Origin of the sequence: Nocardioides sp. NPDC057772 (genome assembly GCF_042798075.1) — a bacterium.
Taxonomy (GTDB): domain Bacteria; phylum Actinomycetota; class Actinomycetes; order Propionibacteriales; family Nocardioidaceae; genus Nocardioides.
Genome location: NZ_JBHVKN010000157.1, coordinates 1 through 11,958, shown reverse-complemented (window position 1 = coordinate 11,958; position 11,958 = coordinate 1). Strand labels below are relative to the sequence as shown.

Sequence of the window (11,958 nt, the reverse complement as noted above, 5' to 3'; positions counted from 1 at the left end):
CCAATGGTCAGCAGGACGAAGGCGACGATGCCGAGCGGTCCGTACTTCCACTGGATGAGCTGCTCGAAACCGATGGCGAGGGCGGCGACGACGAGGGCGATGAGTCGGTGGTGTGCAGGAACCACGGCTCGATCGCGATGACGAGGCCGGGCTGCAGCTTGAAGCCGCGGCCGGGGCGGCCGTCGTTGGCGATGTGCGGGTCGCCGTGCATGGTGCGGCCGACGCCGTGGCCGCCGAACTGGGTGTTGATCTTGAGGCCCTTCGCGCGCGCGACGCTGGCGATCGCGTGCGAGATGTCGCCGACCTTGTTGCCGACACGGGCGGCATCGATGCCCGCCTCGAGCGCCTGGGTGGTGGTCTCGATCAGGTCGAGGTCCTCCTGGCGGGGCGTGCCGACCACGACGGAGAGGGCCGAGTCGGAGACCCAGCCGTCGACGCTGGCCGCGAAGTCGACGCTGAGCAGGTCACCGTCCTGCAGCTTGTAGTCGAAGGGCAGGCCGTGCAGCACGCCGTCGTTGACCGACGTGCAGAGCACCTTGCCGAACGGCATCGCGCCGAAGCTCGGGTGATAATCGATGTAGCAGGACTCCGCACCGCGGTCCTTGATCATCTTGTGCGCCAGCTCGTCGAGCTCGAGCAGGTTCACACCCACGGCGGCGTGCTCGCGGAGTGCGGTCAAGACATCGGCCACGAATCGGCCGGCGGGCTTCATCTGCTCGATCTGGGTCGGGGTGCGCAGTTCGATCACAGGCACAGACTATCCTGAGAACGGTTCTCAGTAGAATTCGATGGTGCCCATCGCTTCGGGCTCCGCTTCAGCAACGCGCATCTCGCAGGGCGGCCGCCTTCGATGTCAGGAATCGGCGCTCGGCGAGGTTGGTTGCCCGAGCCGAGGCCAGTTCGTACGCAGCAGCAGCACCGTCCAGGTCGCCGGCGAGCTCGAGCAGGTGAGCGCGCACGGCGGACACCCGGGGATGGTCCGCGAACCCGGCGTCGCCGTGCCGGGCGCAGTCGCGCAGGAGGTCGTCCAGCAGCGCCAGGGCGGGGCCCGGGCCATCGGCGTACCCGACCGCGACGGCCTTGTTGAGCGTCACGATCGGCCCGGGGGCGACCCTCTCCAGCAGCCCGTAGAGCGCCGTGATCTGCAGCCAGTCGGTCTCCTCCGCCGAGGGCGCGCGGTTGTGCAGCGCGGCGATGGCGGCCTGGACCTGGTAGGTCCCCGGCCGCCCGGTGCCGATGACCGAGTCGACCAGCGCAATGCCCTCGCGGCTGGTCTCGGACCGCCACAGGCTTCGGTCCTGGTCGGCCAGCGGGACCACGGCGCCGTGGGCGTCGACGCGGGCGGGACGACGCGCGTCGAGGAGCAGCATCAGCGCGAGCAGCCCGCCGAGCTCACCGTGGCCGGTCCCGGTCACCCTGGTGAGCGCGGTGCGGGCGAGCCGGGCCAGCCGGATCGCCTCGGCACACAGGTCGACCCGCTGCAGGCGATCACCGTCGGTCGCGACGTACCCCTCGTTGAAGAGCAGGTAGAGCACCTTCAGCATCGCCGGGATCCGGGCGGCGAGGTCGGCGGTGCCGTCGATCCCGAGCGACCTGCCCTTGATCGTCGCCTTCGCCCGGGAGATCCGCTGCGCCATCGTCTTCTCCGGGACGAGGTAGGCGTGCGCGATCTGCCGGGTGGTGAGGCCGCCGACCGCCCGCAGGGTCAGCGCCACCGCGGAGGCCGGGGTGAGGCTGGGATGGCAGCAGAGCAGGAGTACGTCGAGGGAGTCGTCGACCGCTGAGGTCTCCTGCCCTTCCGGTTCGGCGAGATGGTCGGCGCGCTCGCGGTCGCGGCGTCGGGCCTCGCGGCGCTTGGCGTCGAGGAGGCGGCGCATCGCGGTGGTGACCAGCCAGCCTCGGGGCTGCTCCGGAATGCCCCGTTCCGGCCACGTGCGTACCGCCTCGACCAGTGCCTCCTGGACGGCGTCCTCGGCGGTGTCGAAGTCACCGCAGCGTCGGGTGACGATGGCGACGACCTGCGGCGTGAGGTCACGCAGCAGGTCTTGTTGGATCGCCTCGGTCACTCGATGCTCGCCTCGCCGAAGGCGATGGTGTCGTCGACCGAGGAGCCGTCGGTGCCGTGGTACATCCGGCGCACCTGGATGGGCTGCTCGATCGGCCGTCCGCCCGGGCCCGGGGCGGCGGAGTAGAGCCCGGCGATCTCCAGGGCACGCTCCTGGGTCTCGGCGTCGATGATCATGTAGCCGGCGACCCACTCCTTGAACTCCTGGAACGGCCCGTCGGTGACGGTCCTGTCGGCGCCGTCGGAGGTCACCACGAACGCCTGGTCCGGCGGCGTCAGGGCCTCGACGTGCACCAGCTCGCCGGACTCGGTCAGGGCCTTGTTGAGGGCTTCGTAATAGCTCATGTGGCCCTGGACCTCCTCCGGCTTCCACCCGGCCATCCCGCCCGGAGTGTCGTCGGTGCCGCCTTGGTAGTCGAGGATCATCAGGTAGCGAGGCATGTCCTCACCCTTCCACTTCGGGCGCTCCTTGTAAGCGCCATTCACGAGGGGAACGGAGCCGGCCGCCGGATAACTACATGCTCCGGAGAATCCTTTCGGCGTAGTTTTCTCGCCGTGCTGAAGGCCTACGACGAACAGCTGCGAACCGATGCCGAGACTCCCGGGGCGGTGTCGGTCACCCGGCATGGACCGCTGCGGCTGATCACCTTCGACGGCGGTCGCGGCTTCATCTCCTACCAGGACCTCGGTGGTGCCGACGCGGCCGGGATCGAGGCGCTGGTCGCGGCGGCGGTCGCCCACTTCGGCGCCGACCCGGCGATCGAGGAGGTCGAGTGGAAGACCCGCGGCCATGATGTCGCTCCTGGCCTGCACGAGACCCTGATCCGGCACGGCTTCGAGCCGGAGGAGCCAGAGTCGATCATGATCGGCGAGGCCCGTCTGCTGGCCGTCGATGTGCCGCTGCCCGACGGGGTCGTCCTGCGCTCGATCACGAGCGCGGAGGACGTACGCGCCGCCGGCATCATGCAGGACGGTGTGTTCGGGTCACCGACCTCCGCGGGACGGTCGGACGACGTGGTGCGTCGGATCGCGGCGGGGGAGTGCGAGATGTGGGTCGCCGAAGCAGACGGCGAGATCGTCAGCGCCGGCCGGATCGACCCCGTCCCGAACTCGGAGTTCGCCGGCATCTGGGGCGGCGCGACGCTGGAGAGGTGGCGAGGCCGCGGCATCTACCGCGCGCTGACCGCCGCCCGCGCCCGCACCGCCATCGCCCGCGGCAAGCGCTACATCCACAGCGACTCGACCGAGTTCTCCCGGCCGATCCTGGAGCGCTCGGGGCTGGTCAAGGTCGGCACCACGACGCCCTACGTACGCCGCTTCGACTGATTCGACCGATCAGTCGCCCTGGGGGAACAGCCGGCGGATCGGCTCGCCGGCCAGCCACGCGGCGATGTCCTCGACGGCGCCGCCGTAGAAGCGGCGGTAGTTGTCCTCGGTGACGTAGCCGAGGTGCGGGGTCGCGACCACGTTCGGGAGGTTCCGCAGCACGTCGTCGGCGGGAAGCGGCTCCGTGTCGAAGACGTCCAGGCCGGCGCCTGCGATCCTGCCGGAGCCGAGGTGGGCGATCAGCGCCTCGGTGTCGACCAGCCCGGCCCGGGAGGTGTTCACCAGGTGGGCGGTCGGCTTCATCGCGGCCAGGTCGGTATGCCCGACGATGTGCCGGGTGGACTCGGACAGGACCAGGTGGAGCGAGACGATGTCGCTGGTCCTGAACAGCGTGCCCTTGTCGACCGCGCGCACGCCGGCGGGCTCGGCGCGCTCGGCGGTGAGGTGAGGGCTCCAGGCGATCACGTCCATCCCGAATGCCTGCCCGACCGCGGCGACCCGGGAGCCGATCTTGCCGAGCCCGAGCAGGCCGAGGGTGCGGCCGTGGAGGTCACTCCCGACGGTCCGCTGCCAGGTGTGGCTCGTCGCCTCGGTCACGACATGGCGGGTCAGCGCGTGGATGAGCGCCCAGGTCAGCTCGACCGGAGGGTGCGGGCTCGACGGGGTGCCGCACACGGTGATGCCCAGCCGGTCCGCCGCCGCCAGGTCGATCGACGGGTTGCGCATGCCGGTCGTGACCAGCAGCCTCAGCGCCGGCAGCCGTTCCAGAACGGCTGCCGGGAACGGCGTACGCTCCCGCATCGCCACCACGATCTCGGCCCCGTCGAGCGCCCGGACCAGGGCGTCTGGCCCGAGGTGCTCGGTCACCGAGGTGACCTCGACGCCGTCGAGGGAGTCCCACGCGGCGTAGGTTCGGGCCACGTTCTGATAGTCGTCGAGAATCACGCAGCGCACGAGCGCAACCTATCGGGTGGGTGGGTTCTGCTGTGGGCAGATCTGCCTGCGGCGGATCCGCTTTCGTGCGGCTCCGGGCTCGGTCAGAGTCGAGGACATGACCCAGACACCCATCACCGCCGGGCCGCTCGACGAGCAGCTGACGGCGCGGCTGCAGAACCAGCGGATCATCGTGCTCGGCCAGGAGGTGGATGACGCGATCGCCAACCGGATCTGCGCTCAGCTGCTCCTGCTCAGCGCCGAGGACCCCCACCGCGACATCTCCCTCTACATCAACTCGCCCGGCGGCTCCGTGACGGCCGGGATGGCGATCTACGACGTGATGCACCTGATCCCCAACGACGTCTCCACGCTCGGGATGGGGATGGCGGCCAGCATGGGCCAGTTCCTGCTCACCGCGGGGACGCCGGGGAAGCGCTACGTGCTGCCGCACACCGAGGTGCTGCTGCACAAGGGCTCCGCCGGGATCGGCGGGTCCGCGGCCGACATCGAGGTGCAGGCCGCGCGGCTGGCGCGGATGACCCAGCAGATGCTCGAGATCACCGCCGCCCACACCGGCCAGAGCGTCGAGCAGATCGACCAGGACTCGCTGCGCGACCGCTGGTTCACCGCCGAGGAGGCGCGCGACTACGGCTTCGTGGACGAGGTGCTCAACGACGTGCAGTCGGTGACGCCGGTCCAGCAGCGGTCGGCCGCCTTCGGTCTGTCTGCGGCCGGGGGTGTCCGATGAGCTCCTACACGATTCCGTCGGTCGTCGAGAAGACCCCGCGTGGCGAGCGGGCGCTCGACGTCTACAGCCGCCTGCTCTCCGACCGCATCGTCTACCTCGGTACGCCGATCGACGACGGTGTCGCCAACGTGGTGATCGCGCAGCTCATCCACCTGGAGTCGGACGCGCCGGACACCCAGATCGAGCTCTATCTCAATTCGCCAGGTGGCGACCCGACCGCGATGTTCGGCATCTACGACACGATGCAGTTCCTGCGCTCGCCCGTCGCGACAACCTGCGTGGGCCAGGCGGCCGGTTCTGCCGCGGTGCTGCTGGCCGCGGGGGATCCGGGGCGGCGTACGGTCCTGCCGCACGCGCGGGTCGTGCTGCAGCAGCCGGGCCAGGACGGTCAGCGGGGCGATGTCACCGACCTGCAGGTCGCGGCGAAGGAGATCGGCCGCCTGCGCGCCGAGATGGACACGCTGCTGGCGCGCCACAGCGGCCGGAGCGTCGAGGAGATCCACGCCGACACCGAGCGTGACCTCGTCCTCGGGGCGGAGGAGGCCGTGGCGTACGGCCTGGTGGACTCCGTGCTGGAGAGCCGCAAGCTCACCTCGGTCTGAGAGGTGTCCTGGTCAGGCGGCGAGGGCCAGCGGACCGGTCGGGCGGGCGCCCGCGCGCAGCGTGCGGGTGACCCGCCCGGTCAGGTCGACAAGACCCAGGCCCAGGGCGCCACCGACCGCCTCGAGCACCTCGGAGCTCGGCTCCTTGCGGCCACGCTCGATCTCGGAGAGATACTGCGTCGAGACCCCGGCGTCGCCGGCGACGTCCGCGAGCGTGCGCTCCTGCCGGGACCGCTCTTCGCGGATCACCTGACCGGCGGCCTCACGCCACAGCGGCGCCGGCTTGTCGTGGTCCGGCAGCGGATGGCCGGGAAACCTGATCACTTCGCCCATGCGAACACCCTAGCGCTGCCCGCGAGGCCCGGACGGGCCGTTCGCGCCGGGCGAACATGCCCTCCACCAGGGGTTATATCGGTCGAACGATAGATGATGGGGACTTGCCAGCAAGCTCCGACACCCCGATAGTGGTCGCACAGTTTCGATCTTTGTGGGTCTACTGTGCACGACCAGAGAACTTGTCGAGTCGTTGGTATCACGGGGGAATCGTGTTGCATCGCAAGCAGATCGCCTTGGCTGGAATGGCAACGGGACTGGCCATGACGAGCATCGGGATCGGTGGCCTGATCGTCGGCAACGCCGGAGCGGAAGAGCCAGGACACAGTTACGCCAAGGACGAGTCCGGGATCAGCCTGATCTCGCCGGTGTCCCCGGTGGCGCCGTTGGAGAAGAAGCCGACCACGCCCACGGAGAGCGAGCCATACAGCGCTGCCCCGGGCAGCAGCGACGCGCCCGAGACCGTCGAGACGGTCCCGGCGAGTCCGCGTTCGGTCGAGGAGTCCACCGGGGAGTCGACGTCGCCGCTTCCGGCGCGTCCCACGCAGATTCCTTCGGAGGTGCGGCCCACCAGCCGTCCCAGCCCGACGGCGTCTCCGAGCGACTCCCCGAGCGAGTCGCCGAGCCAGAGCCCCAGCGAGACGCCGAGCGACACCGCCTCGCCGTCGCCGAGCGACCCGGCGACCGAGGAGCCGGACCCCTCGGAGACGCCCACCGACTGACCCTGGCCCCCGGCTGTTCGCCGGCGATGCCCCGGGGAGGGTAACGCTCGACGCACCGCTGCCCTACGCTGTGCGCCACACCAGGCGCGGGGCGGGCACAGGGAGTCGAGTTGCAGAGCAAGCAGGTCGCCGTGGCAGGCATCCTGACCGGCGCGGTCATGACCGGTCTCGGGGTGGTCGTCCTTCTCGCCGGTCTGGCGGAGGCCGAGCGTCCCGACCGGGACCCGGTCACCGGCTATGAGGACGTCGGCAACGAGTATCCCGACGTCGATCCGTTGCCGACACTGCCCGCGTCGGAGCGGTCCGAGGAGCCCTCGGTCGGCTCGTCTCCGCACCCGAGCGGCGACCATGCGGGTGGCCCTCGTGACGAGACGTACGCTCCGGGAGAGTCCGCCCCTGCCGAGGTCGACGACCCGCGCGGCCCGACGGTGCCCCGGGTGCCGGACGAGCCTGCCGAGACGGCCGGCTCGACGCCCACCTCGGGTCCCACGGGCACCAGCGAGCCGGAGCCGACCCCCGAGCCGACCGAGTCGGCCGATCCGACCTCCGAGCCGACGCCCACCGAGACGGCGACGCCGACCACGGAGCCGTAGCCGTCAGGTCGGGCCGGCGATCACCATCCCCGTTCGCGCCACTCGGCGAGATGCGGCCGTTCGGCGCCGAGCGTGGAGTCGTCGCCGTGGCCCGGGTAGAACCAGGTGTCGTCGGGGAGGGGGTCGAAGATGCGCTCCTCGACATCGTCGAGCAGCTGGGTGAAACGTACGGGATCCTGCTGGGTGTTTCCGACGCCGCCGGGGAACAGGCTGTCGCCGGTCCACAGGTGGGGCGTGCCCTCGGGGTCGCGGTAGAGGAGTGCGACCGATCCGGGGGTGTGCCCGCGCAGGGCGACGACCTCGAGCGTGCAGTCGCCGACGGCGACGGTGTCTTTGTGGGAGAGCGGTCGGGAGATGGGTACGCCGGTGGCCTCCGTGATGGCGGCAGCGTCCGGCTCGCCGGCGAGGGTGGCGGCGCCGGTGGCCTCGACGACGTCCGCGAGGGCGCGATGGTGATCCCAGTGCTGGTGGGTGGTGACGACGGTGGCCAGCTCATCGCCGACGAGCGGGAGCAGGGTCTCCGGCTCGGCGGCGGCGTCGACGAGGAGCTGCTCGCCGGTGGACCGGCAGCGCAGCAGGTAGCAGTTGTTGGACATCTGCGCGTCGACGGCGACCTTCGTGACGGTCAACCCGCCGAGTTCGCGTACGTCGGCCGGGCCGCCCGGTTTCACGGCGCCTGTATAAGTGGTAGGGGCATCGCTCATGCGTCTATGCAAGCACGTCGGACACGACCAGAAGTAAAATGTCGGTGCTCCGTGAGAGGGTGCCATCTGGGAGTCTTCCCAGCATCGTATGATGCGAACATCTGTTCGACGCGGTAGCGCGATGCGATAGCACTGGACGAGGAAAGAACGTGGCGGAGCAGCAGCTGATCATCCGGGGAGCCCGGGAGCACAACCTGAAGGATGTCTCCCTCGACCTCCCTCGGGACTCGATGATCGTGTTCACCGGCCTGTCGGGGAGCGGCAAGTCGAGCCTCGCGTTCGACACGATCTTCGCCGAGGGCCAGCGTCGCTACGTCGAGTCGCTGTCGGCCTACGCTCGACAGTTCCTGGGCCAGATGGACAAGCCGGACGTCGACTTCATCGAGGGACTCTCCCCTGCGGTGTCGATCGACCAGAAGTCGACCTCCAAGAACCCGCGCTCGACGGTCGGCACCATCACCGAGGTCTACGACTACCTGCGTCTTCTCTACGCCCGTGCCGGACGTCCGCACTGCCCGACCTGTGGAGCTCCGATCGAGCGGCAGACGCCGCAGCAGATCGTCGACCACGTGCTCACCCTGGAGGAGGGGCGCCGCTTCCAGGTGCTCAGCCCGGTGATCCGGGCGCGCAAGGGGGAGTACGTCGAGCTCTTCAGCCAGCTGCAGCAGCAGGGCTACTCCCGGGTCCGGGTCGATGGCGAGACCCACCAGCTCGACGCGCCGCCCAAGCTCGAGAAGCAGAAGAAGCACACCATCGAGGTGGTCATCGACCGGCTCGCGGTCAAGGAGTCCTCCAAGCGGCGGCTGACGGACTCGGTCGAGACCGCGCTGGAGCTGGCCGGCGGCCTGGTCGTCTTCGACTTCGTCGACACCGGGGAGCAGATGAAGTTCTCCGAGCGGATGTCGTGCCCCAACGACCACCTCCTCGACACCGACGAGCTCGAGCCGCGCTCGTTCTCGTTCAACTCGCCCTTCGGGGCGTGCCCGGCCTGCACCGGTCTCGGCACCCGGATGGAGGTCGACCCGGAGCTGGTTGTCCCCAACCCGGGCGCCACGTTGGCCGAAGGAGCGCTGCAGCCCTGGTCGCAGGCCCACGTGGCCGAATACTTCCTGCGTCTCCTGGAGGCGCTCGGCGGCGAGCTCGGCTTCGACCTCGACACCCCGTGGGCCGAGATCCCGGCTGCCGGTCAGAAGGCGATCCTCGACGGTCACGGGCGCAAGGTGCACGTGGTCTCGGTCAACCGCTATGGCCGCCGCCGGTCCTACGACGCGGAGTTCGAGGGCGTACGCCGCTGGGTGGAGCGCCGCCACAAGGAGGCCGAGTCCGACACCACCCGCGAGCGCTTCGAGGGCTACATGCGCCAGGTGCCGTGCCCGACCTGCAAGGGCACCCGGCTCAAGCCCGTCTCCACCTCGGTGACGCTGGGGGAGAGGAGCGAGGGCGGCCTCAACATCGCCGAGCTGTGCGCGCTGCCGATCAACGAGGCCGCCGAGTGGCTCGACAAGGTCGAGCTCACCGGCCGGGAGCGGCAGATCGCCGAGCAGGTGCTCAAGGAGATCCAGGCACGGCTGCGCTTCCTTCTCGACGTCGGCCTCGACTACCTCTCCCTGGAGCGGCCCTCGGGCTCGCTCTCCGGCGGCGAGGCCCAGCGGATCCGGCTGGCCACCCAGATCGGGTCCGGCCTCGTCGGCGTCCTCTACGTGCTCGACGAGCCGTCCATCGGCTTGCACCAGCGCGACAACCACCGGCTGATCGAGACCCTCGAGCGGCTCAAGCGACTGGGCAACACGCTCATCGTCGTCGAGCACGACGAGGACACCATCAAGGTCGCCGACTGGGTCGTCGACATCGGCCCCGGCGCCGGTGAGCACGGCGGCCAGGTGATCCACTCCGGCACAGTCAAGGAGCTGCTCGCCAACGAGCACTCCGTGACCGGTCAGTATCTGGCCGGCCGTCGCGAGATCGCCGTTCCCGCCGTGCGCCGTCCGCGCACCGCCGGACGCGAGCTGACCGTCCACGGCGCCCGGGAGAACAACCTCAAGGACATCGACGTCACCTTCCCGCTGGGACTCTTCCTCGCGGTCACCGGAGTCTCCGGCTCGGGCAAGTCGACGCTCGTCAACGACATCCTCTACACCGCGCTGGCCAAGGAGTTCTACCGCGCCCGCACCGTCCCGGGCCGGCACACCAAGATCTCCGGTCTGGACAACGTCGACAAGGTGATCCACGTCGACCAGTCCCCGATCGGCCGTACGCCGCGGTCCAACCCGGCCACCTACACCGGTGTCTTCGACCACATCCGCAAGCTCTTCGCCTCCACCCCGGAGGCCAAGATGCGGGGCTACCTGCAGGGTCGGTTCTCGTTCAACGTCAAGGGCGGCCGCTGCGAGGCCTGCTCGGGCGACGGCACGATCAAGATCGAGATGAACTTCCTGCCCGACGTCTACGTGCCGTGCGAGGTCTGCCACGGGGCGCGCTACAACCGCGAGACGCTCGAGGTGCACTACAAGGGCAAGTCGATCGCCGAGGTGCTCGACATGCCGATCGAGGAGGCGGTCGAGTTCTTCGCGGCCGTGCCCGCGATCGCACGTCACATGAAGACGCTGGTCGAGGTCGGCCTGGGCTATGTGCGGCTCGGCCAGCCTGCGACCACCCTGTCCGGTGGTGAGGCGCAGCGGGTCAAGCTCTCCGCCGAGCTGCAGAAGCGCTCGACCGGCAAGACGCTCTACGTCCTGGACGAGCCGACCACGGGTCTCCACTTCGAGGACATCCGCAAGCTCATCGGTGTGCTCTCCTCACTGGTCGACAAGGGCAACACGGTGCTGGTGATCGAGCACAATCTCGACGTCATCAAGACCGCCGACTGGATCATCGACATGGGACCGGAGGGCGGCAACCGCGGCGGCACCGTGATCGCCGAGGGCACCCCCGAGACCGTCGCCGCGACCCCCGGCAGCCACACCGGCAGCTTCCTCGCCCCGCTGCTGGACGGCAAGGCCGCCGAGCAGCCGCCGGCCAAGCCGGTGAAGGCGAAGGCGGCTCCGGCCAAGAAGACGGCGGCGAAGAAGAGGCCGGCAGCCCGGAAGAAGGTCAGCGCGTCCTGACCTGAGTCCGAGATTTGCCTGAAGGTTTCCGCTCGGCGAGCACGTCGCTCTGCGGGGGTGCCTATCCTGGGCGGCATGAGTGAATCTCGAATCACCCGGCGGAAGGTCGTCACCGGAGCCGCGGTGACCGCGGTCGGCGCGCCGCTCCTGGCGGCATGCTTCAGCGGTGACGGCGACACGGGCACCGGTTCCTCGGGTGACACCGGTTCAGGTGGCGGTGGCCCGCTGGTCGCGACCAGCGAGGTCCCGGTCGGCGGGGGAGTGATCGTCGCCGACCGCAACCTGGTGGCCACCCAGCCGACCGAGGGCACGTTCAAGGTCTTCTCCGCGATCTGCACCCATCGCAGCTGCCCGGTCACGAAGATCGCAGGCGGCACCATCGACTGCCCGTGTCATGGCAGCAGGTTCTCGATCGAGGACGGCTCGGTGACGCAGGGCCCGGCGACGAGTCCGCTCGAGGAGGTGGCCTTCGAGGTCACCGACGGCGAGATCGTCCCCAGCTGAGCGGCCGCCATCGAGGCGTCAGCCGCGCAGGCCGACACGTCAGCCGCGCAGGCCGACACGTCAGCCGCGCAGGCCGACACGTCAGCCGCGCAGGCCGACACGTCACGCTGCCGCACACTCGACCTGCAGAAGTGACGCTTCGGCCTGCCGGAATGACCTCTCGGCAGGGGCTCAGGCGCGTGCGAGCGCCTGTGCGCGCCACAGCTCGTCCCGTGGCGAGCGACGGCGATCGAGGCGGGCGTCGAGCAGCACCCGGGCCTCGTCCCAGCGGTCGGCACGGAGCAGGGCCGCGATACGAGCCTCCTCGATGATCTCCCGCTG

13 protein-coding genes are annotated in these 11,958 nt (G+C 69.9%); 6 read left to right on the top strand and 7 right to left on the bottom strand.

The genetic code is table 11. The features are described from left to right. Positions 1-7: 7 nt before the first annotated feature. The 3 genes from map to ACFVJS_RS20930 form a co-directional block, all read right to left on the bottom strand. Positions 8-748, bottom strand: a complete 741-nt coding sequence (gene map / locus ACFVJS_RS20940; RefSeq protein WP_378884376.1) for a type I methionyl aminopeptidase — start codon at positions 746-748, stop codon at positions 8-10. Positions 749-815: 67 nt separating this feature from the next. Next, entirely contained in the window at positions 816-2,066 is a 1,251-nt protein-coding gene (locus ACFVJS_RS20935; protein WP_378884373.1) for an RNA polymerase sigma factor, read from the bottom strand. Beyond that, positions 2,063-2,551: a YciI family protein gene (locus ACFVJS_RS20930; RefSeq protein ID WP_378884370.1), complete on the bottom strand. Its 489-nt coding sequence runs from the start codon at positions 2,549-2,551 to the stop codon at positions 2,063-2,065. The genes ACFVJS_RS20935 and ACFVJS_RS20930 overlap by 4 nt, the downstream gene beginning before the upstream one ends. A 69-nt stretch (positions 2,552-2,620) precedes the next feature. Here ACFVJS_RS20930 and ACFVJS_RS20925 point away from each other — a divergent pair, with 69 nt between their 5' ends. Further along, a complete protein-coding gene (locus ACFVJS_RS20925; RefSeq protein ID WP_378884367.1) occupies positions 2,621-3,391 on the top strand; it encodes a GNAT family N-acetyltransferase in 771 nt (256 codons plus the stop codon). A gap of 9 nt (positions 3,392-3,400) precedes the next feature. Here ACFVJS_RS20925 and ACFVJS_RS20920 read toward each other — a convergent pair whose 3' ends face one another. After that, a complete protein-coding gene (locus ACFVJS_RS20920; RefSeq protein WP_378884364.1) occupies positions 3,401-4,345 on the bottom strand; it encodes a D-2-hydroxyacid dehydrogenase family protein in 945 nt (314 codons plus the stop codon). A gap of 97 nt (positions 4,346-4,442) precedes the next feature. On the opposite strand from ACFVJS_RS20920, the gene ACFVJS_RS20915 reads away from it, so the two are divergent. Both ACFVJS_RS20915 and ACFVJS_RS20910 read left to right on the top strand, forming a co-directional pair. After that, on the top strand, positions 4,443-5,075 hold the full coding sequence (locus tag ACFVJS_RS20915) for a ClpP family protease (RefSeq protein WP_378884361.1): 633 nt from the start codon (positions 4,443-4,445) through the stop codon (positions 5,073-5,075). Next, positions 5,072-5,677 carry a ClpP family protease gene (locus ACFVJS_RS20910; RefSeq protein WP_378884358.1) on the top strand — a complete coding sequence of 202 codons (606 nt, stop codon included), beginning with the start codon at positions 5,072-5,074 and terminating at the stop codon, positions 5,675-5,677. Before ACFVJS_RS20915 ends, ACFVJS_RS20910 begins: the two co-directional genes overlap by 4 nt. Before the next feature lie 12 nt (positions 5,678-5,689). Here the strand turns inward: ACFVJS_RS20910 and ACFVJS_RS20905 are convergent, their stop codons facing one another. Together ACFVJS_RS20905 and ACFVJS_RS20900 are read right to left on the bottom strand one after the other, a co-directional pair. Then, entirely contained in the window at positions 5,690-6,010 is a 321-nt protein-coding gene (locus ACFVJS_RS20905; RefSeq protein ID WP_378884355.1) for a helix-turn-helix domain-containing protein, read from the bottom strand. 328 nt (positions 6,011-6,338) lie between these two features. Further along, positions 6,339-6,725: a hypothetical protein gene (locus tag ACFVJS_RS20900; protein ID WP_378884352.1), complete on the bottom strand. Its 387-nt coding sequence runs from the start codon at positions 6,723-6,725 to the stop codon at positions 6,339-6,341. 117 nt (positions 6,726-6,842) lie between these two features. Here ACFVJS_RS20900 and ACFVJS_RS20895 point away from each other — a divergent pair, with 117 nt between their 5' ends. Further along, positions 6,843-7,325: a hypothetical protein gene (locus ACFVJS_RS20895; RefSeq protein WP_378884350.1), complete on the top strand. Its 483-nt coding sequence runs from the start codon at positions 6,843-6,845 to the stop codon at positions 7,323-7,325. Positions 7,326-7,345: 20 nt separating this feature from the next. Here ACFVJS_RS20895 and ACFVJS_RS20890 read toward each other — a convergent pair whose 3' ends face one another. After that, positions 7,346-8,029 (bottom strand): MBL fold metallo-hydrolase, encoded by a 684-nt coding sequence (locus ACFVJS_RS20890; RefSeq protein ID WP_378884347.1) that lies wholly within the window; start codon positions 8,027-8,029, stop codon positions 7,346-7,348. A gap of 149 nt (positions 8,030-8,178) precedes the next feature. Here ACFVJS_RS20890 and uvrA point away from each other — a divergent pair, with 149 nt between their 5' ends. Both uvrA and ACFVJS_RS20880 read left to right on the top strand, forming a co-directional pair. After that, a complete protein-coding gene (gene uvrA, locus ACFVJS_RS20885; protein WP_378884344.1) occupies positions 8,179-11,133 on the top strand; it encodes an excinuclease ABC subunit UvrA in 2,955 nt (984 codons plus the stop codon). A gap of 75 nt (positions 11,134-11,208) precedes the next feature. Continuing rightward, on the top strand, positions 11,209-11,637 hold the full coding sequence (locus ACFVJS_RS20880; RefSeq protein ID WP_378884341.1) for a Rieske (2Fe-2S) protein: 429 nt from the start codon (positions 11,209-11,211) through the stop codon (positions 11,635-11,637). The last annotated feature ends 321 nt before the right edge of the window (positions 11,638-11,958 follow it).

What these genes read in the sequence shown, in the direction of transcription:
- ACFVJS_RS20915 (WP_378884361.1), top strand. Translation starts at nt 4,443, where the DNA reads ATGACCCAGACACCCATCACCGCCGGGCCGCTCGACGAGCAGCTGACG.
- ACFVJS_RS20905 (WP_378884355.1), bottom strand. Translation starts at nt 6,010, where the DNA reads ATGGGCGAAGTGATCAGGTTTCCCGGCCATCCGCTGCCGGACCACGAC.
- ACFVJS_RS20890 (WP_378884347.1), bottom strand. Translation starts at nt 8,029, where the DNA reads ATGAGCGATGCCCCTACCACTTATACAGGCGCCGTGAAACCGGGCGGC.
- ACFVJS_RS20910 (WP_378884358.1), top strand. Translation starts at nt 5,072, where the DNA reads ATGAGCTCCTACACGATTCCGTCGGTCGTCGAGAAGACCCCGCGTGGC.
- ACFVJS_RS20880 (WP_378884341.1), top strand. Translation starts at nt 11,209, where the DNA reads ATGAGTGAATCTCGAATCACCCGGCGGAAGGTCGTCACCGGAGCCGCG.